Below are 19,403 nucleotides of genomic sequence, written 5' to 3' on the forward strand. Positions count from 1 at the left end.
AATTAAATAGTTGACTTACGCAGTATTGATATAGTAAATCATCTTAGTATTTTGAGGCATATCAATTAGCATTTCATCGGCATTATTGAATTACTCTCAAATTTTATGTTGATGAAGATGTTTAGTGGGAAAGGGAGTATTTAACATGTTTGCAAAAGTAGAAAAACAGCGTAACGGTATTGAATTAATAAAAATCGACAACCAAGAAACGACAATCGTATTTTCAAATTTTGGTGCGCGTATTATTTCATGGAAATATGATGATAATAGTATTGTGTTAGGTAATATTGTTGAAGCGGATGAATTTTATCAAGCGAACCCATTTAAATTTGGTGCAACGATAGGACGCTACAGTGGCAGAATTGCAGATGCTACTTTTGAGTTAGATGGTAAAACTTATACTTTAGATCAGAATGATGGGGAAAATAATATTCATGGCGGACCACATGGTCTAGATACTAAATTTTTTGACTATGAAATTTATGAACAAGTGGGTCAAGTCAAAATCATTTTTACGACGATAATAAAAAGTGAAGATGATCATTTCCCGGGTAATATTGAGTTAAAAGTGACGCATACATATAATGTTGAGCATAAGTGGACTGTTGAATATGAAGCTATTGCTACTGAGAAAACATTATTTAATCCAATGAATCATGTTTACTTTAATTTAAATAGAGACAACAATATTATTGATAACCATTATATTAGTAGTGAAAAATTAGCATTGTATCCTTTGGGCGATAATAACTTAGTAAGTAGTTTAGACCCCATCGATTTAAAAGCATGTTTTGACACTGACAAGATTAAATTTAAAGATATATTTGAAACAACGCATCCTCAGTTGCAGCAACAAATGACGCGTTATAATGGTTTAGATCATCCTTTTGACATTAATGATGGCCAAATGACGATTGAAAATAAACATTTTTTATTAAAGGTAGAAACAGATATGCCGAATGTTGTTATTTTTACATTTAATGACACTTCAAGTTGGCAAAGTAATTTTAATATTTATAAGCCACATTCAGGATTTACTTTAGAAACACAATGTATTCCTAATGATATCAACTTGGAAGGTGAAAATGCCCAGTCTATCATAGAAGCAAACAAACCTTTCTACTCTAAAACATCTTATAAAATTTTTGAAAAAGAAATATAAAAAAGTATGGGGTTAGTGCTAAACACTAATCCCATACTTTTTATTATTATTGTGCACGAGTTAATAAACGCTGTAGCTTCTCTTTTCTTTTACTTGTAAGATAAGGGTTTTGGAGTGCATAACTTAATCGCGAAGCGTTTTTACGGTCATTGTAATAAACATCATTAAGTTCATAAACTGATAGTTGTGTATCTTTGTCTGCTGTTTTTATTAATTTAAGATGGTCATCGCATGATACATATCCCTCTTGTATAACTCGGAAATAAAAGCCTGTTTTGCCCGAAGTAGACATTCTTTTAACTAAGTCAGGAATTTGATATTTTGCTTGTATTTTCCAACAAGGCTCTCTTATTTCGGATATTTCGATAATTGCATCACCTAATTGATATTGATTGCCAAAATAAGCTTCGCGTTCATCTAAATTCGCAACCGTAAGATTTTCGCCAAACATAGCATAAGTGGGGAGCTCAACTACATCATCTTGCCACATTTGATAGTTTGATTTGCTAAATAAACAGACTGCCTTATCGGGACCCCCGTGATCTTTATATTCTTGTTCATCTTGAGTAAAGCCAGTTAGCGATAGCCACATCGATCCACTAAAAGGCGTTTTGTTAAGCGCAGAACGCATCGGTCTTTTACTGCTGTAATTTAAATCTTCAATTTTGCCTGTAGATATTGCTTCGACTTCGTAAATCATTATTTGACCCCCATTCCCAAGTTTATGCTTATTATATATGAAATATAATGATTATTGAAGCGTAGATGATAGTAATTATTGGTGAATATTACTTTATTATTATGATGATAAACAAGGACTTTAGCTATATATTTTTAACATTCTAATGTACAATAAAGATATTACAACTATAGTCATAAAGGGGCAGCATTATGGATAAGAAACAGTTAAAAATAAGTACATTTGACGATGCATTGCAACAAGTAAAAGACGGTATGGTTATTGGAATTGGGTCAGGTTCCACAATTGAATTACTAATCCCACAATTAGCAGAAAAAGTTTCAACTGAACAACTTGATATAACAGGTGTATGTACTTCAAATAAAACAGCTTATATAGCCAAAAAGCATGGCATTAAAGTAATAGAAATTAACGATGTTACGAATATTGATTTAGCAATTGACGGCGCAGATGAAGTTGATACAGATTTAAACCTTATTAAGGGTGGCGGTGGCGCATTATTTAGAGAAAAAGTTATTGATGCCATGGCAAATAAATTTGTTGTACTAGCGGATGAATCTAAAATGGTGAGTTATTTAGGTGAAACCTTTAAATTACCTGTTGAGGTAGATAAATTCAATTGGTTACTTGTAGCAAGAAAAATTGAAGCATACGATAATCTTGAAGTAATACGTCGCATGGCAGATGATGTGCCCTTTATTACAGATAACGGTAATTATATATTGGATGTTGTATTACATAGTGACATTAAACCAGCTGAATTTCATGAATATTTAATTCATTTAATAGGTGTATTAGAAACTGGGTACTTTATCGATATAGCAGACCAAGCAATTGTTGGTACGCAAGATGGTGTGCAAATTTTTAATAAAGCAAATTAAAAAAGAACGTTAACACTAATAGGTGTTAACGTTCTTTTTATACTATCTTCTGTTACGTTTTTTGAGTTTTGTAAGGAACGATGTACGGTGATAGTCACTTGTAGCATTATTATCACGCTCATCGCTTTGATTACTGTTGTGCGTTTCATCTGTCTCAACATTGTCTTGAGAAGCTTGTTCTTCATTAGTGACATGCTTAGAAGAAGTTGTCGTTTCAGTATCATTAGCCACATTGTGCGTTAAATTTGAATGTCTATCGTACTTAGATTCGTGATGCGCATTATCAGTGTTTGAATGCGTTTGTGTTTCATGTGTTGATTCAAAAGCATCGCTATCTTCTGGCTCTACTTGGTGATGTTCTAAATCATCATTTTGAGTAGTAGGTGCGTCTTCAGTAACCGGTATTTCGTCATTGCGCGCACTGTCTTCAGTAATAGGTGTATCGTCATGATGTACAGTATTTTCTGTGATTGGTTCGTCATCGTTATCACTCATTTGATGAGTTTCATTATCATTTGATTCAGTTATTGGAGTATCTTCAGTAACCGCTTGTTCATCAACGGCTGTCGTAGCAGTCGCAGCAGTTTCTTCGTTGTGTAGTGCGTTAGATGACTCATTATGTTTATTAGACGCAGCTATCTCATCTTCATCATTAAGGTGATCCATGTAGTTATTGTCTTCAATTTCTTCAAAGTTACGTCTTGTAAAGAAGTAAAGAATTGCTCTAATAATCATACTTAATATTAAATAAACAAGTCCAACTGCAACTGTTGAGTATGCTATGATCTTCATGGCAAAGATATTGCCTAATTCTTCATTAAATAAGAAGACAAGGCCAAATGACATCATAAAGTGAAAGGCTGTTGCGATATAAATTGTACGTCCTCTCATACCACGAATAAGTTCGCCAACAATTATTGAAAATGCAAAGCCATATAAGAAGCTGTACATAGCAAAAGTTAAACCAAAACTAAGATTCACATTCCATAGTGCGTATAAAAAACCAACTATAATAGATGCGAATAAATTATATACGCGATTTTCCACTATATTTTGTAAGTATGAACGGAATGCAAATTCTACTAAAAATGCCATAATTAACTGACCAATAATTACTGTAGTTATTGATACTGATAAATCTTCAGCTTGTAGTAAGATGAAACTATTTGCAAAAACATTAAAGCTAGTCATTGCTACAATAAAAATCACTAATGGAATAATTAATGCTAATAAAAATCTAACAATTGTATCTAGCCCAAATGTGAATTTTAAACCACTTAATTGAAGTCTTCTGCTTCCAAATATAATTAAACATATAAATACTGCCACAAAAGGTGCAATAAAACTTAAGTCAAAAACGAAAGATTTATACGGCACACTGCCTTGAAAATCTTTAAGTATCGTAGGTAATGCATAGGAAATGATATAAAAGATAAAAATCATCATTGCCCATCTAAAACCAGGAATACGTTGCTTATCCATTTACGTAACCTCCATTTAGGTTTTAAATATTTCATTCGCACCTAATTATACATTTTACATATGTAGAAATAAATTAAATACAGTAAATATCATTGAATTGTAATAGTATAGTGTTAAATTTCACTAAAATTGAGGTATTAAATTGTTGTAAACTAATTATTTAATCAAAATAAGGGTAATAAAGGAGTATGAATTGAATTCAAAAAAATGTAAGCGTATACTTTAAGTGTTCAATTAGGTTTAAAGGGGGAAGAGTATGCATAATTTACCAAATGCTGAACTTTGGACAGGTAGAATTGATAGCGAAACGGATAGTACTCAGTTTCGTCATTTTCAAACAATTCAATTCGGTAATTTAAATGAAAAGACAACAAAGTCACAACGTGAAGGTGTAGGTATACTCGGTTATGAAGTAGATAAAGGGGTCGAATTAAATAATGGTCGACTAGGCGCTAAAGATGGTCCCAATGCTATTAAAAGTGCATTTGCTAATTTACCAGTACTACGTTCTAGCCCAATTTATGACTATGGTAATATAGCCCATGATCATGCAACATTAGAAGAAACGCAACAAGAATTCGCACAATATGTAACGCAATCCGTTAAAAAACATAAGCAAACATTTTTATTAGGTGGCGGGCATGATATTGCCTACGCACAATACTTAGGCGTTAGAGCGGCAAACCCCGAGTCGTCTATAGGTGTCATTAATATTGATGCACATTTCGATACTCGAATTGCTGAAGGCTCTACGTCAGGTACAAGCTTTCGACAAATTTTAGAAGAAGATGACAACGCTTCATATTTAGTATTAGGTATTCAACAAGGTGGCAATACACAGGCTTTATTTGATTATGCAGAAGCACGAAACATAGACTATGTCTTTTCAGATGAGTTATTGCATCAAGTCTCTCCACCAATTAAAGATTTAGTAGATCGATTTGTACATGACCATGATGTCATTATGTTTACAGTGTGTATGGATGTAATCGATAGTGCTTATGCACCAGGCGTAAGTGCTCCGGCAGTGTTAGGTTTATATCCAAATATTGTGTTGGAATTGGCGAAACGTATAATACCAAACGATAAAGTTTCGACAATAAGTATTGCCGAAACGAATCCAACATATGATATTGATAATAGAACTGCAAAATTGACAGCCAACTTTATTCATCATTTTTTACGCTAATATCCCAATAATTTAAAAATACAGAGATTAAGGAAAGTACTCTAGCCGAGTGCTTTCTTTTTTTTAAGTAGTTGAGGTAAATCGTACGACCTAAATTCGGTTTGAATTTAACGGCATCTAATTGATTTGTGTTAAATGATTGATAATAAAATCTCGGTATAATAGCATAGCCTAAACCTTTATGTACAAAATTCGTTGCCGCTTCAAATCGATCAACTTCCAATATGATATTGGGATGGAGATTTACTCGCTTAAAGTAATCATCTAAGTGTTGTCTAACCTGTGAACCTTTTTTCGGTAATATTAAAGGTAAATCATCTATTGTTATATGTTGTTGTTTGAAGGTATTATGTGGCGCTAACAAAACGTAAGATTCATCATATAAGGGTGTGGATTGAATCGCTTCGTGTGTAATTTTTTCATTTGATAAAGCGATATGCTCTTCGAAATTTAATAAGTGTTCTAGGATATCGTTTTGATTATGTATTTCTGAAATTAAATAAGTTTGATCGTCGTATGTTTTACGGTGCATGGCTATAATTTGCGACACCCATTGATTCGTTGATTCTAATATAGAGATTTTAATTTTAGGAGATTCGCTCATTTTTAAGTCATGCATTTTTTCCATAGTTTGATGGTATTCCTGCACTAACTGCACTGCATAATTGTAAAATTGAATGCCTTTTTCTGTTATCTTGATATCTTTTGTTGTGCGTGTAAATAAATCATAGCCTAAATTACTTTCAATTTTTTTAATTGTTGCCGTTAGAGAAGGTTGGCTAATATGTAAAAATTTAGCAGCTTGTGTAAAGTTGTTATATTTAACGACTGCAATAAAGTATTCTAACTGAATAATTTTCATAAAAACGCCACCTCTGTTATTTATAGTTTTATCCTATCAATGATTAGTTTATTTATATTGGTAAGTTATAACTAAGCATAATATAATTACACTACAGCGTAAATAAATAAGTGGTTAATTTTCTTTAAAGCACAATAAAAAGTGTAGTTAGCTTGAGATTTATATAAAATATAGCAATTAAACAAAGGGATGGAGTGATTGTTAATGAGACAAATACAAGCCAAAAAAGGATTAGATATCGAATGTAAAGGATGGGAACAAGAAGCAGTTTTAAGAATGCTTTATAATAACTTAGATCCGGAAGTAGCAGAAAGACCAGAAGATTTAGTCGTATACGGGGGCATTGGTAAAGCGGCTAGAAACTGGGAGGCTTTCGAGGCAATTGAAAATACATTACGAGATTTAGAAGCGGATGAAACGATGTTAGTCCAATCTGGTAAACCAGTTGCAGTATTTAAAACGCACGAAGAAGCACCTCGTGTATTAATATCAAATTCAGTATTAGTGCCTGAATGGGCAAACTGGGATCATTTTCATGAATTAGACAAAGAAGGTCTTATGATGTATGGACAAATGACTGCAGGTAGTTGGATTTATATTGGTTCACAAGGTATCGTTCAGGGGACTTATGAAACTTTCGGTGAGCTAGCAAATCAACATTATGATGGAAGCCTTGCGGGCACTGTGACGTTAACTGCTGGTTTAGGTGGAATGGGTGGTGCGCAACCACTTGCTGTTACGATGAATGAAGGTGTCGTAATTGCAGTAGAAGTTGATGAATCAAGAATTGATAAACGTATTGCTACTAAATATTGCGATGTTAAAACAGATAATTTGGATGAAGCATTAAAATTAGCGGATGAAGCGAGAAAAGAAAAGCGTCCTTTATCAATCGGTCTTTTAGGTAATGCTGTAGACATACACAAAGAAATATTAGATAAAGGTTTTAAAATTGATATTATTACAGACCAAACAAGTGCACATGATCCGTTAAATGGCTATGTACCTCAAGGTTATTCAGTTGAAGAAGCGAAAACATATCGCGAGAACAACCCTAAAGCATACGTTAAAGAATCTGAAGCATCTATGGCTAAACACGTTTCATTAATGTTAGAGTTCCAAAAACAAGGTGCTATTGCGTTTGACTATGGTAATAATATTCGTCAAGTTGCTTATAATAATGGTGTTACAAATGCGTTTGATTTCCCAGGATTTGTACCAGCTTATATTAGACCACTATTTTGTGAAGGTAAAGGACCATTTAGATTTGCAGCATTAAGTGGTGATCCTAAAGATATCGAACGTGCGGATGAAGAAATGAGAAAATTATTCCCAGAAAATGAAAAACTAAATCGTTGGTTAGATTTAGCTTCTGAAAAAATTGCATATCAAGGCTTACCATCACGTATCGCTTGGTTAGGTTATGGTGAAAGAGCTAAGATGGGCTTAGCGTTAAATAAATTAGTTAGAGATGGAGAAATTTCTGCACCTATCGTTATTGGTCGTGACCATTTAGATTCAGGTTCAGTAGCAAGTCCTAACAGAGAAACTGAAGGTATGAAAGATGGTTCTGATGCAATAGGTGACTGGGCTGTACTAAATGCATTGATTAATACAGCAGCAGGTGGCTCATGGATTTCATTCCACCATGGCGGTGGCGTAGGTATGGGTTATTCGCTCCATGCGGGTATGGTAGTAGTTGCTGATGGCTCAGAACGTGCAGATAGACGTTTAGGTAGAGTGTTAACTACAGACCCAGGCATGGGTGTAGCACGACACGTTGATGCTGGCTATGACTCAGCAGTAAAAGTTGCCAAAGAACAAGGCGTCAAAATTCCAATGATAGATAGAAAAGGTGATCAATAATGAATGATTTAATTATACAAAATATTAAACAGTTAATTTTACCAAAATCTACCAATCGACCATTAAAAGGTAAAGAATTAGATGAATTGACAACAATTGACAATGGTACTGTTGTAGTTAAAGATGGAACAATTGTCTATTCTGGAAAGTACACTGATGAATATGAAGCTAAAGAAACGATTGATGCAAGCGATAAAGTTGTGTCACCGTCCTTAGTTGAAGCCCACACTCATTTAGTGCATGGTGGTTCAAGAGAACATGAAATGGCGCTGAAGAGACAAGGCGTGTCATACCTTGAAATATTAGAACAAGGTGGCGGCATACTTTCAACAGTTGAGGCTACACGTAATACTTCGGAAGAAGACTTACTGAAAAAAGCAGAAAAGCAAGTATTAACTATGATGCAACATGGTGTGTTAACGGTTGAAGCTAAAAGTGGATATGGCTTAGATAAAGAAACTGAATTAAAACAATTACGTGTTTCTAATCAATTAGCCGACAAATTTAACTTAGAAATGAAACATACTTTTTTAGGACCACATGCTATTCCTAAAGGTGCTACATCTAATCAAGCATTTTTAGATGAAATGATTGATATGTTACCTGAAGCAAAACAATATGCCGACTTTGCAGATATTTTTTGTGAAACAGGGGTCTTTACGATAGAAGAATCTAAAAAGTATATGGAAGCTGCCAAAGAAGCCGGCTTTAGAGTGAAAATACATGCCGATGAAATTGATCCGCTTGGAGGATTAGAATTAGCGATAGATGAAGATGCAATTAGTGCTGATCACTTGGTTGCTTCAAGTGAGGAAGGCAAACAAAAATTAAACAATAGTGACACTGTTGCAGTTATTTTACCAGGAACGACTTTCTATTTAGGTAAAGAGCAATATGCAGATGCAAGAGGCATGATAGACAATAATGGCGCGATCGCGATTGCCACAGACTTTAACCCAGGTAGTTGTGTCACAAATAATTTACAACTCGTAATGTCTATTGCATCACTTAAATTGAAGTTAACATCAAATGAAATATGGAATGCTGTAACTGTCAATGCAGCCAAAGCTATAGACAGTGAAGCAGGTACAATCAATAAAGGTGATAGAGCTAATATTGTCTTATGGGATGCACCAAATTATGAATATATTTTATATCATTTTGGTATTAACCATGCAGATAAAGTAATCAAAGATGGACGAATTATTTTTGATAATGCAATATCAGATTCCACAATTAATGTATAACATTATCAACAATAGGCCTTGTTTAAGGCCTATTTTTATTATTAGATTTTAGTTCCCTTAAAAATTCAGAAAATTGTGATACGATAGAGTTATTGGGGTTATATAAGGGGGAATACTTGTGATTAGTCTTGATTATTTAAGGCAGTGGCAAGCAAAAAATTATAGTAATGACATTATCATAGGTATCCTTTTAGCATTAGCACTTCTACCTGGGGCTATTGCATTTTCTTTTATTGCTGGAGTTAGTCCGGCGATGGGTTTATTAAGTACCAGTGTTATTATGCTTGTCATTAGTATTACTGGTAGTCGAACAATAATGGTAACTGCACCTAGTAGTGGTGTGTCATTGGTTGCAGCACCGATAGTAGCTCATCATGGTTTGAAATATTTAATATTAGCCACACTTGCAATGGGGATTATTCAAATTATTTTTGGTCTATGCCATATAAATAAAGTACTAGATTTAATTCCTAACACAGTCGTTATTGGATTTATGAACGCCTTAGGTATATTACTATTTACTTCTCAATTATCTAATGTTTTCCATATTTCAAGCATGACTTATGTGTTTGTTATCATTTCATTTATCATTATTTGGCTCGTACCTAAATTTACTAGAATAATACCATCACCATTAGTGGCAATCATCGTCTTAACTATATGTGCCTGGTATTTTAAGCCGAATATTAAATACGTAGCAGATTTATCAACCATACATATCATGTTACCTAAACTCTATTTGCCATTGGATATTTTAACTTTACATAGCATAGGTGTAATTCTTTTTTACGGGTTAATGATGGCAATAGTAGCCACAGTTCAAACTACACTTACTGCACGTTTAATTGATGAGCTCACACATTCTACTAGTAATAAAAATAAAGAATCCATTGGTCAAGGTATCGCAACAATAATTACCAGTTCCCTAAGCGGTATTGGAGGTAGTGCTTTAGTAGGGCAGTCTCGTTTTATCGTCTCTATGGGTGTAACTTCAAGAATTACAACATTTGTGACAGGTGTTTTTTTATTTGTCGGCCTATTTGCCTTTAGTAATATTATCGGCAAGATTCCAATGGCAGTATTAGCTACGGTACTTATAACCATTTCATTAACTACTTTTGACAGAAGGACAAAATCATATATTCAAGCGGCACCATTAAAAAATGGTACTGTTATTATTACAACGATGATGATTATACTAATAAGCAATAATCTCGCTTACGGTGTTTTATTTGGCACTATATTTTACTACACTATAAATAATATATTAAAAAATAGAAGGAGTGATACGTAATGCCTAATTTTGACGATTACGTAGAATGGAGAAGACATTTTCATCAATATCCTGAAGTGTCTAAAAATGAATATGAAACTACAAAGAAACTAAAAGAAATTTTAACTGCTTATGATATTAAAGTGCTTGATCTGCCGTTAGAAACAGGATTAATCGCAGAGGTAGGACAAGGTGATGACTTTGTAGCAGTAAGAACTGACATTGATGCCTTGCCAATCAATGAACAAGTTGACCATGCTTTTAAATCAACAAATGAAGGTGCAATGCACGCATGTGGTCATGATATTCATATGGCAAGTATTTTAGCTGTAGCGACTAAACTTAAAGAAATTGAAGCCGATTTAAAGGGTAGAGTTAGATTATTATTTCAACCTGCCGAAGAAGTTGGTTTTGGTGCCTTAAGCCTTGTTGATACTGGTGCATTGGAAGGTGTGAAAGCAGTGTTAGGATATCATAATTTCCCTACGTTAAATATAGGTGAATTTATGGTTAAATCTGGACCGGTTACGTCTTCTGTTGACCGTTTTGAATTTAAAATTAAAGGAAAAGGTGCACATGCTGCAAAACCAGAACAAGGTAATGATACCGTCATAGTGCTCGGCCAACTTATTAATAGTATACAGTCTATAGTTAGTCGAAATATAGCGGCCTTTGATAATGCAGTTGTAACTATCGGTGAAGTTTCTTCTGGTAATACTTGGAATGTAATCGCCGATGAGGCCTATGTGCAAGGGACAGTACGTTCATTTGATCAAACAGTACGTCAAAAAATTGAAGATAGAATGAAACAGATTGGTGATGGTTTAGCACAAGCATTTGATTTAGAAATTGAAACACTTTATCACCGTGTAACTGCTGCCGTTAGTAACGATACAAAACTAACAAATGACGCAGTTGAAGTCGCTAAAGAAGTTGGTTATGACGTCTCAATCATGGATGAACCATTAACAATTGGTGAAGACTTCTCTGGATATTCAACACATTATCCTAGTGTGTTTGCTTTTATTGGCTCGAATAGTGATTATGACTTACATCATCCTAAATTCGATCCAGATGAACGTATTTTAGAAACAGTGCCAGATTATTTTGTTACTTTCGTTAATAAATTGTTTGATGAGTCGTAAATTATGAATAATAATGTGTAACCGATAGTGCTTCTTGGGTATTTATTATCATAACTTGATTTAAAGGAGTTTTGATTATGCCAAATACAGATCCTAGAAGTAAATATTCAAATGCAGATTTTCCAAAACAAGAGCAACCTATTCCAGGGTTACAGAGCGAATTAAATCCTCAACCCGATTGTGGGGAAACATCATATACAGGTCACGATAGATTATTAGATTACAAAATGTTAGTAACTGGTGGCGATTCAGCTATTGGTCGTGCCGCGGCTATCGCTTATGCGAAAGAAGGTGCAGACGTAGCTATAAACTATTTACCAGCTGAAGAAGAAGACGCGCAACAAGTTAAACAAGTCATAGAACAAGCTGGCAGAAAAGCTGTCTTGATCCCAGGTGATTTAAGAAATGAACAATTTAATTATGATTTAATTGAACAAGCACAAGAGCAATTAGGTGGCTTAGATAACGTAACAACCGTCGCTGGTCACCAACAATATCGCGACAATATTAAGGGTTTTGACACGGCTTCATTTACCGAAACGTTTGAAACTAATGTATATCCAATATTTTGGTTAGTGCGAAAAGCGGTAGATTATTTAAAACCAGGTGCAACGATTACAACAACGTCATCAGTACAAGGTTATAATCCTAGCCCGATTTTACACGATTATGCCGCATCTAAAGCAGCAATTATATCTTTAACTAAAAGCTTGTCAGAAGAACTCGGTGGCCAAGGTATTAGAGTAAACTGTGTTGCACCAGGGCCTTTCTGGTCACCATTGCAAATTTCTGGTGGTCAGCCTCAAGAAAAAATACCACACTTTGGTCAAAAAGAAGTATTAGGTAGAGCTGGACAACCAGTAGAACTTGCAGGTACTTACGTACATTTAGCGGCTGAGGAGTCTAGTTATACAACTGGCCAAGTATACGGTGTTACTGGTGGTACGCAATTAGACTAGTGCAACAACTTGGCGATGAAAATCAGGAATATTTTTGTTATACAATAGAGGCATTGAATAAAGTAAAAGCATGCCATAGTCTCAATAAGAATAAGCAGTGGCTAATAGAATTGAAAATACGCTAATATTTTGCGTGTTTTCAATTCTTGTCATTTGTGCAGGAGTGTTATTATGAAACAGTTAAATCCACAAGAATTATCAAAACAACAAAATTATAAATTATTAAGTGGCAGTGTAATTCCACGTCCAATCGCTTTTGTAACGACGCAAGATAGTACGGGGAATATAAACGCTGCGCCGTTTAGTTTTTTTAATGTCGTTAATAGTGCACCTCCGATGATTATGATTTCAACGGGTAGAAATAATGGGAAACGCAAAGATACTTCACTAAATATCGAAGAAACAGAAAACTTTGTAGTGCATATTACTGATAGTGATAATGTTGAAGACGTGAATATTACAGCTGCACCAATAGAACGAGAAGAAAATGAAATTGAGCGCACTCAAATGGAGTTGATAGACTCTACAGTTGTTGATGCTCCAAGCGTAAAAAATGCTAAAGTACGTATGGAATGTAAACTTGACCGTCTTATTCAATTAGGTGATGAACTTGAAGGTTCAGATTTAATAATTGGTGAAGTCGTCATGTTCCACATAGATGATCAAGTTTATTTCGAAGATAGTAAAATATACGCAGAAACTCTACAACCCATTGCTAGGTTATCTGGGAATGATTATGCGCGTCTAGGAGATAAATTTACGATTGAACGTCCAACTGAATAAAGGTAAACCTATATATGTACATCATTTATTATTTATGTCAATTTGACTTATAAGTGTAAATAGTGTAACGTATATACGAATTTATTTAATTTATCTATGAATGCAAAACGTGAAAATGTTCGTAATATTACTGAGAATTTTAATGGCATTATATAGGTAAATAAGACTAACTATACACTCTTTTCTTCATTATTAAGAAAAGAGTTTTTTATTTTTAAGAGAGTAGGTTGAATATGAAAGAGAAACAAAAAGGTAATTTATGGGCACTATCGCCACTGTTATTATTTGTCTTACTGTTTTTAGGTATAGGTATAATTACTGGTGATTTTACTACAATGCCACTTAACGTTGCTATCGTGATTGCCTCAGTATATGGTTTATTGTTATATCGTAAAGAAACGTTTGCAAAAAAAGTGGAAGTATTTACAAAAGGTGCGGGGCATTCAAATATTGTATTAATGATGATTATCTTTATTTTGGCTGGCGCTTTTTCTCAAACTACAGAAGATATGGGAGGCGTCCAATCAACAGTTAATCTAGGATTGACGTTAATACCAGAAAACTTATTGATTGTCGGATTGTTCATTATTTGTATGTTCGTTTCTATTTCTATGGGTACTTCTGTAGGTACAGTTGCAGCAATTGCACCAGTTGGATTCGGGTTAAGTCAAGCAACAGATGTTTCTGCCGCGCTAACGATGGCCACTGTAGTTGGTGGTGCTATGTTTGGTGACAATTTATCAATGATTTCTGATACAACGATTGCTGCCGTTCGTACGCAAAAGACTAAGATGAGTGATAAGTTTAAAGTCAATTTTAAAATTGTCTTACCAGGTGCAATTTTAACGATTATTGTATTGTGGTTTATGACACATGGTACGCACATTGATAGCACGAAAGATTATGATTTTAATATAGTTAAGGTAATTCCTTACTTAGTAGTGTTAATTTTAGCCCTTGTCGGTATCAATGTAATACTTGTACTTATTGGCGGTACTGTATTATCAGCAATTATAGGCTTGATTGACGGCTCATTTAACTGGACACATCTATTGAAATCAATTTCTAAAGGTATAATAGGTATGGAAGACATCGCTATGATTGCTTTATTAATTGGTGGACTAGTTGCATTGATTGAATATTATGGTGGTATTGCATGGCTCTTGAATTTTATTAGAAGCAAAGTTAAATCTAAAAGAGGCGCTGAATTTGGTATTGCGAGCTTGGTAAGTGTTGCAGACATTTCTACAGCTAATAATACAATATCTATTCTTATGGCCGGAACGCTCGCTAAAGATATTTCAGACGAGTTTGACGTTGATCCAAGAAAATCAGCTAGTATATTAGATATATTTGCGAGTTGTTTCCAAGGATTTGTACCATACAGTCCTCAATTAATAGCAGCTGCTGGTGTCGCTAAAATATCACCAGTAGAACTAATGGGTTATAGTTTTTATCCAATTCTATTAGGTATTTGTGGTTTAATTGCGATATTCTTTAAACTGCCTAAATTAAATAACAAGAAAAAACAAAAGACAGCATATTAATAATACCTAAATAGCTTGTGTTTATATAATTATTGATGCGTAATATTGACGTGAGCGAAAAATATCCAGTAAAGTTGTTAAGTGGGTATTATTTATGTAATTAAAGCAATAATTGTTTAGGATATTCAAATAATAAGTTAATATAAATATAAGAGGGAAAGTAGGTGACGAATATGGCCAAATATAATGTGGAAAACGATAACGTTAATGTGAACCTAGAAAGGTTATTTAAATCTTCTCCTGAACTTTTGTATCGTGCATGGACGGACGAAAGATTACTTAAGCGTTGGTTTATGACTTCAGAAAGAACAAATCAACTTATTCAAATCGATGCTCAAGAACAAGGTTCTTATAAAATTATAGATATACGTAAAGGCAAAGAGAACAAAGTTCAAGGCCGATTTGAGTCATTAGAAGAAAATGAATATATAGCAATGACGATAGGCATGCCTGAAATTAGTGAAGCGGAAGATAAGATTACTGTTGAAATTTTTGAAAGAGAAGCAGGTATTACACAAATGATTTTTAATTATAATGCGGTAGTACCTAAAGAAAGAAGACTTTCAAATTTAGAATATAAACAAAAGAAAAAAGAATATCATGATTCTACTGCACACGGATTTGAAATGATGTTCGATAAGTTACAACAAGTAATAGCAGATGAACGTGAAAATGGGTCTAATTAAATAATTAAAAGCTAGGATGAAGTAGATGCTCATCCTAGCTTTTTTAGTTACTTATTTTAAATTAAAGTGTACCAAATTCTATACGCTCATTAAACTTCCTTACAACAGTTTCGAAAAAGATATGATAACTAATGAAGCTTGAATAATCAGTGCCATCATGAAGGTAAAATGTATTACTGGAAACATAAACATTATAATTAGCTTTTTGCGCCAAGTTGTTGTCTTTTAATGTCGTCACTGAAATAAAATATTGTTGTTTAAGTTGTAAGGCGTTTGTGATCTCCGGTATTTGATAAGATTCTCCAGATAACGAAATAATGAAGAATAAATCTTGAGGCGTCGACTTGTTTAATATCATTTTTAATTCATGTACATCATGTAAAACGATGATATTTTTATGTATTGTTAATAATACACGTTGTGCTTCTTGAGCGACATTTAATTGTGCTAATCCCGTGCCGTATAGATAGATTGTTTCTGCTTCTAATAATTTGTCTGTAATGAGCTTATAGTCAATGCGTTCTAAATAGGCGAAGGTATTTTTAATTTCTTGCTGAAATCCTTCAATTGAATCTGAAGGTAATTGTTTCACTTGTTCAGTTTCAAATTTTAGGTATGATTTAAAATCGCTATAACCATCGAAACCCAATTTTTTAGTGAAGCGATGTATAGAAGCATTAGAAGCATGCGTTTGAGCGGCAAGATCTTGTATTTTCATCGATTTACATGCTTGAATATGTGTATTAATAAATTGAGCGATATGTAAATCATTATCGTTAAGCTTATCGAAATTTTTATTTAGTCTTTCATCTAAAAACAAGTTAGCACCTCATTTGTTTGAAAATATTTTCGGTTTTTGAAAATATAATCTGATTATACAAAACATTTCAAAATGACGTCAAACTGTTGTTTAAATGTAAGCGTTTACTATAACATATAATTAAGTAAAAAAATTGAAAAATAAATTAACTGTAAAGCATTATACAATCAATTTTTATAAAAGTATTGGGGTGTCTATATGAATGCAATTAAACGTTTTGGTAGTGCTATGATTGTACCCGTACTTATGTTTGCTTTCTTCGGGATAGTTTTAGGGTTTGCGACTTTATTTAAAAACCCGTCTATAATGGGAAGTATTGCGGATAGTGGTACGGCTTGGACTAAAGTTTGGACAGTAATTGAATCTGGTGGTTGGACCATTTTCAATCATATGGAAATAGTTTTTGTGGTAGGTTTACCAATTTCTCTAGCTAAAAAAGCATCGGGACATGCGACATTAGCAGCATTAATGGGGTATTTAATGTTTAATACGTTTATTAATGCTATATTAACGCAATGGCCTCATACTTTTGGGGCTAACTTTAATAAAGGTGTAGAAAATGTTACTGGGTTAAAAGCTATTGCCGGTATTGATACATTGGATACTAATATTTTAGGTGCGATCATTATTTCTAGTATAGTAACTTGGATACATAATAGATATTACAGTAAAAAATTGCCTGAGATGTTAGGTATTTTCCAAGGATTAACTTTTGTTGTTACGATTTCATTCTTTGTAATGTTACCTATTGCGCTAATTACATGTATTGTATGGCCAACAGTTCAAGATGCGATTTCGTCACTACAAGGTTTCATTATAGGATCTGGTTATGTAGGCGTTTGGTTATATCACTTCTTAGAAAGAGTACTTATACCTACAGGTTTACATCACTTCATTTACGCACCAGTTGAAGTTGGGCCAGTCGTAGTTAATGATGGCTTGAAAGCTGAATGGTTCAGACATGTAAATGATTTTGCTAAAAGTACTAAACCGTTAAAAGACCAATTCCATTATGGCTTTATGTTACAAGGGAATGGTAAAGTATTTGGTGCTATCGGTATAGCATTGGCAATGTATTCTACGACGCCTAAAGAAAATAAGAAAAAAGTTGCGGCGTTATTAATACCAGCAACATTAACTGCAGTAGTCGTTGGTATCACTGAACCATTAGAATTTACGTTCTTATTTATTGCACCATATTTATTTGTAATTCATGCAATATTAGCTGCAACAATGGATACAATAATGTATGGATTTGGGCTAGTAGGTAACTTTGGCGGAGGGCTAATCGACTTCTTTGCTACTAACTGGATACCGCTAGGACAAAACCATTGGATGACATATTTAATCCAAATTATTATCGGCTTAATTTTTACAGGTATTTATTTTGTAGTATTCAGATTTTTAATTTTGAAATTCGACATACCGTTACCGGGACGTAAAAAGGAAGAAGAAAATGTGAAACTTTATAGTAAAAATGATTATAAAGAAAGTAAAGGCGGAGCGACTACTACAGCTTCTACAGGTAATGAATATGAAGATAAAGCTATCTACTATTTAGAAGGTTTAGGTGGAGCTGACAATATTAAAGACGTGACAAATTGTGCGACAAGATTACGTTTAACTGTCAATGATCCTGAAAAAGTTGAAGGTAACGATTACTTTATTCACAATCAACAAGCTCATGGCTTGGTTAAAAGCGGGAAAAATGTACAAGTGATCGTTGGAATGTCAGTGCCACAAGTTAGAGAAGCATTTGAGGAAATTTTAAATAATAAATAATTGAATTAAACGAATAATATTAAAAAAGTTTACGACATCATTCCTAACTCAAATTAAATAACACCTCATTCTACTGATTTATTCAGTAAAAATGAGGTGCTATTTTTTTTATAATCTACGATTTTGTTCGTACATGCTTGCCTTGATTTAGGATAATATGGCTCGAGCCTGTAGTCTCTCACTCATATGATTCCCTCAGGCGTCAGCACGATGCAAAATCATTACAAAGTTAAAATTTTATACAAAAAATAAAGCACGCTCGTATAATTTAATTAATCATGACAAAAACCAAATTAACGAGGTGCCTCATGTATAAAGATTATAATATGTTTCAAACTCTTTATTTATACCATTTAATGAATGTAATTAAGAAATACGCTCTTTACGAGTACTAGTGACTTTAGGGCAATATACTGCATTAAGAATGTCGATATTTTTCGTTGCTAATTGGTAGATGAGTTGAGCAAAGGTTGCAACAGAGCAGTTAACATTTAATGTATTTCTAGACATAGTATATGCGATGGACTCAGATGTAGTTAGCATATTCATGATATCGATGATTTTATCTTTAATAAATGCATCGCTTAAACCGTCTATATAAATTTCAAAACGTTTAGATGCTTTAGGTAGTTGGTCTGAATCGATGAGTGTGCTAGCTTTCGAAGATTTAACTACTTGATAAATAGTATAATTATTAAAACTTAAAAAACTTAGTAAGAAAGGTAATTGTTGTTTCGGTAGGGTAATTTCTAAAGCATAAATATGTTTATACTTTGCAATTGTGTAGTTTAAAGCACTACAAAAGTTAATTTGACGACATAATTTTAATAGTTGTTTACGGTTTTTTCGTTTACTTAAACCACCAATATTTAAAATAAACGTTTCTGTTTTATCAATAAACATCTGAGTCCTCCCATTCTATATTATAAATTTTAGCGTTACATTGTTGTAGGTAATGTTAGGCTTTTTCTAATTCCATTAAATTGTACCACTCTTTTTTTGGAATAGCACTAGGTCTT

General features: G+C 33.5%; 17 protein-coding genes. 12 read left to right on the forward strand and 5 right to left on the reverse strand.

All coding sequences use genetic code 11. The features are described 5' to 3' along the window. The first annotated feature begins 145 nt into the window (after positions 1-145). The gene (locus C7J89_RS04400; protein ID WP_103295680.1) at positions 146-1,162 is read left to right on the forward strand and encodes an aldose epimerase family protein; all 1,017 of its coding nucleotides are present in this window, start codon (positions 146-148) and stop codon (positions 1,160-1,162) included. A 46-nt stretch (positions 1,163-1,208) separates the two neighbouring features. Here C7J89_RS04400 and C7J89_RS04405 read toward each other — a convergent pair whose 3' ends face one another. Continuing rightward, positions 1,209-1,862, reverse strand: a complete 654-nt coding sequence (locus tag C7J89_RS04405) for an MOSC domain-containing protein (RefSeq protein ID WP_061853561.1) — start codon at positions 1,860-1,862, stop codon at positions 1,209-1,211. A gap of 188 nt (positions 1,863-2,050) precedes the next feature. Between C7J89_RS04405 and C7J89_RS04410 the strand changes: the two genes are divergently transcribed. Beyond that, positions 2,051-2,743 (forward strand): ribose 5-phosphate isomerase A, encoded by a 693-nt coding sequence (locus tag C7J89_RS04410; RefSeq protein ID WP_061853560.1) that lies wholly within the window; start codon positions 2,051-2,053, stop codon positions 2,741-2,743. A gap of 42 nt (positions 2,744-2,785) precedes the next feature. On the opposite strand, the gene C7J89_RS04415 is transcribed toward C7J89_RS04410, so the two are convergent. Then, entirely contained in the window at positions 2,786-4,225 is a 1,440-nt protein-coding gene (locus C7J89_RS04415) for a peptidoglycan release complex CPBP-like subunit SdpC (protein WP_103295681.1), read from the reverse strand. Positions 4,226-4,481: 256 nt separating this feature from the next. On the opposite strand from C7J89_RS04415, the gene hutG reads away from it, so the two are divergent. Next, positions 4,482-5,414, forward strand: a complete 933-nt coding sequence (gene hutG / locus C7J89_RS04420) for a formimidoylglutamase (RefSeq protein ID WP_061853559.1) — start codon at positions 4,482-4,484, stop codon at positions 5,412-5,414. Here hutG and C7J89_RS04425 read toward each other — a convergent pair. After that, entirely contained in the window at positions 5,392-6,276 is an 885-nt protein-coding gene (locus C7J89_RS04425) for a LysR family transcriptional regulator (protein WP_103295682.1), read from the reverse strand. The genes hutG and C7J89_RS04425 overlap by 23 nt on opposite strands. Before the next feature lie 204 nt (positions 6,277-6,480). Here C7J89_RS04425 and hutU point away from each other — a divergent pair, with 204 nt between their 5' ends. The 8 genes from hutU (at position 6,481) to C7J89_RS04465 (ending at position 15,782) form a co-directional block, all read left to right on the forward strand. After that, a complete protein-coding gene (gene hutU / locus C7J89_RS04430; protein ID WP_103295683.1) occupies positions 6,481-8,142 on the forward strand; it encodes a urocanate hydratase in 1,662 nt (553 codons plus the stop codon). Further along, positions 8,142-9,389: an imidazolonepropionase gene (gene hutI / locus C7J89_RS04435; protein ID WP_103295684.1), complete on the forward strand. Its 1,248-nt coding sequence runs from the start codon at positions 8,142-8,144 to the stop codon at positions 9,387-9,389. The genes hutU and hutI overlap by 1 nt, the downstream gene beginning before the upstream one ends. A gap of 118 nt (positions 9,390-9,507) precedes the next feature. After that, on the forward strand, positions 9,508-10,683 hold the full coding sequence (locus C7J89_RS04440) for a SulP family inorganic anion transporter (protein WP_307725081.1): 1,176 nt from the start codon (positions 9,508-9,510) through the stop codon (positions 10,681-10,683). Beyond that, the gene (locus C7J89_RS04445) at positions 10,683-11,807 is read left to right on the forward strand and encodes an amidohydrolase (protein ID WP_061853554.1); all 1,125 of its coding nucleotides are present in this window, start codon (positions 10,683-10,685) and stop codon (positions 11,805-11,807) included. The genes C7J89_RS04440 and C7J89_RS04445 overlap by 1 nt, the downstream gene beginning before the upstream one ends. A gap of 77 nt (positions 11,808-11,884) precedes the next feature. After that, on the forward strand, positions 11,885-12,766 hold the full coding sequence (locus tag C7J89_RS04450) for an SDR family oxidoreductase (protein ID WP_103295685.1): 882 nt from the start codon (positions 11,885-11,887) through the stop codon (positions 12,764-12,766). Positions 12,767-12,937: 171 nt separating this feature from the next. After that, a complete protein-coding gene (locus tag C7J89_RS04455) occupies positions 12,938-13,549 on the forward strand; it encodes a flavin reductase family protein (RefSeq protein WP_103295686.1) in 612 nt (203 codons plus the stop codon). A 233-nt stretch (positions 13,550-13,782) separates the two neighbouring features. Next, entirely contained in the window at positions 13,783-15,096 is a 1,314-nt protein-coding gene (locus tag C7J89_RS04460; RefSeq protein ID WP_103295687.1) for a Na+/H+ antiporter NhaC family protein, read from the forward strand. Positions 15,097-15,269: 173 nt separating this feature from the next. After that, entirely contained in the window at positions 15,270-15,782 is a 513-nt protein-coding gene (locus tag C7J89_RS04465) for an SRPBCC family protein (protein WP_061853550.1), read from the forward strand. Between the two features lie 61 nt (positions 15,783-15,843). On the opposite strand, the gene C7J89_RS04470 is transcribed toward C7J89_RS04465, so the two are convergent. After that, positions 15,844-16,602, reverse strand: coding sequence for a MurR/RpiR family transcriptional regulator (locus C7J89_RS04470; protein ID WP_061853549.1), 759 nt, complete (start codon positions 16,600-16,602; stop codon positions 15,844-15,846). A gap of 198 nt (positions 16,603-16,800) precedes the next feature. Between C7J89_RS04470 and C7J89_RS04475 the strand changes: the two genes are divergently transcribed. Then, positions 16,801-18,384: an alpha-glucoside-specific PTS transporter subunit IIBC gene (locus C7J89_RS04475; protein WP_061853548.1), complete on the forward strand. Its 1,584-nt coding sequence runs from the start codon at positions 16,801-16,803 to the stop codon at positions 18,382-18,384. 366 nt (positions 18,385-18,750) lie between these two features. Here the strand turns inward: C7J89_RS04475 and C7J89_RS04480 are convergent, their stop codons facing one another. After that, on the reverse strand, positions 18,751-19,287 hold the full coding sequence (locus C7J89_RS04480) for a hypothetical protein (RefSeq protein ID WP_103295688.1): 537 nt from the start codon (positions 19,285-19,287) through the stop codon (positions 18,751-18,753). Positions 19,288-19,403 lie beyond the last annotated feature (116 nt).

This window comes from Staphylococcus kloosii (assembly GCF_003019255.1).
GTDB classification, from domain to species: Bacteria; Bacillota; Bacilli; order Staphylococcales; family Staphylococcaceae; genus Staphylococcus; species Staphylococcus kloosii.

Bases quoted from the DNA above. Each gene is read 5' to 3' on its own strand.
- C7J89_RS04460 (WP_103295687.1), top strand. From the start codon at position 13,783: ATGAAAGAGAAACAAAAAGGTAATTTATGGGCACTATCGCCACTGTTA.
- hutI (WP_103295684.1), top strand. From the start codon at position 8,142: ATGAATGATTTAATTATACAAAATATTAAACAGTTAATTTTACCAAAA.
- C7J89_RS04400 (WP_103295680.1), top strand. From the start codon at position 146: ATGTTTGCAAAAGTAGAAAAACAGCGTAACGGTATTGAATTAATAAAA.
- C7J89_RS04405 (WP_061853561.1), bottom strand. From the start codon at position 1,862: ATGATTTACGAAGTCGAAGCAATATCTACAGGCAAAATTGAAGATTTA.
- C7J89_RS04455 (WP_103295686.1), top strand. From the start codon at position 12,938: ATGAAACAGTTAAATCCACAAGAATTATCAAAACAACAAAATTATAAA.
- C7J89_RS04415 (WP_103295681.1), bottom strand. From the start codon at position 4,225: ATGGATAAGCAACGTATTCCTGGTTTTAGATGGGCAATGATGATTTTT.
- C7J89_RS04480 (WP_103295688.1), bottom strand. From the start codon at position 19,287: ATGTTTATTGATAAAACAGAAACGTTTATTTTAAATATTGGTGGTTTA.
- C7J89_RS04450 (WP_103295685.1), top strand. From the start codon at position 11,885: ATGCCAAATACAGATCCTAGAAGTAAATATTCAAATGCAGATTTTCCA.
- C7J89_RS04465 (WP_061853550.1), top strand. From the start codon at position 15,270: ATGGCCAAATATAATGTGGAAAACGATAACGTTAATGTGAACCTAGAA.
- C7J89_RS04425 (WP_103295682.1), bottom strand. From the start codon at position 6,276: ATGAAAATTATTCAGTTAGAATACTTTATTGCAGTCGTTAAATATAAC.
- hutG (WP_061853559.1), top strand. From the start codon at position 4,482: ATGCATAATTTACCAAATGCTGAACTTTGGACAGGTAGAATTGATAGC.
- hutU (WP_103295683.1), top strand. From the start codon at position 6,481: ATGAGACAAATACAAGCCAAAAAAGGATTAGATATCGAATGTAAAGGA.
- C7J89_RS04475 (WP_061853548.1), top strand. From the start codon at position 16,801: ATGAATGCAATTAAACGTTTTGGTAGTGCTATGATTGTACCCGTACTT.
- C7J89_RS04445 (WP_061853554.1), top strand. From the start codon at position 10,683: ATGCCTAATTTTGACGATTACGTAGAATGGAGAAGACATTTTCATCAA.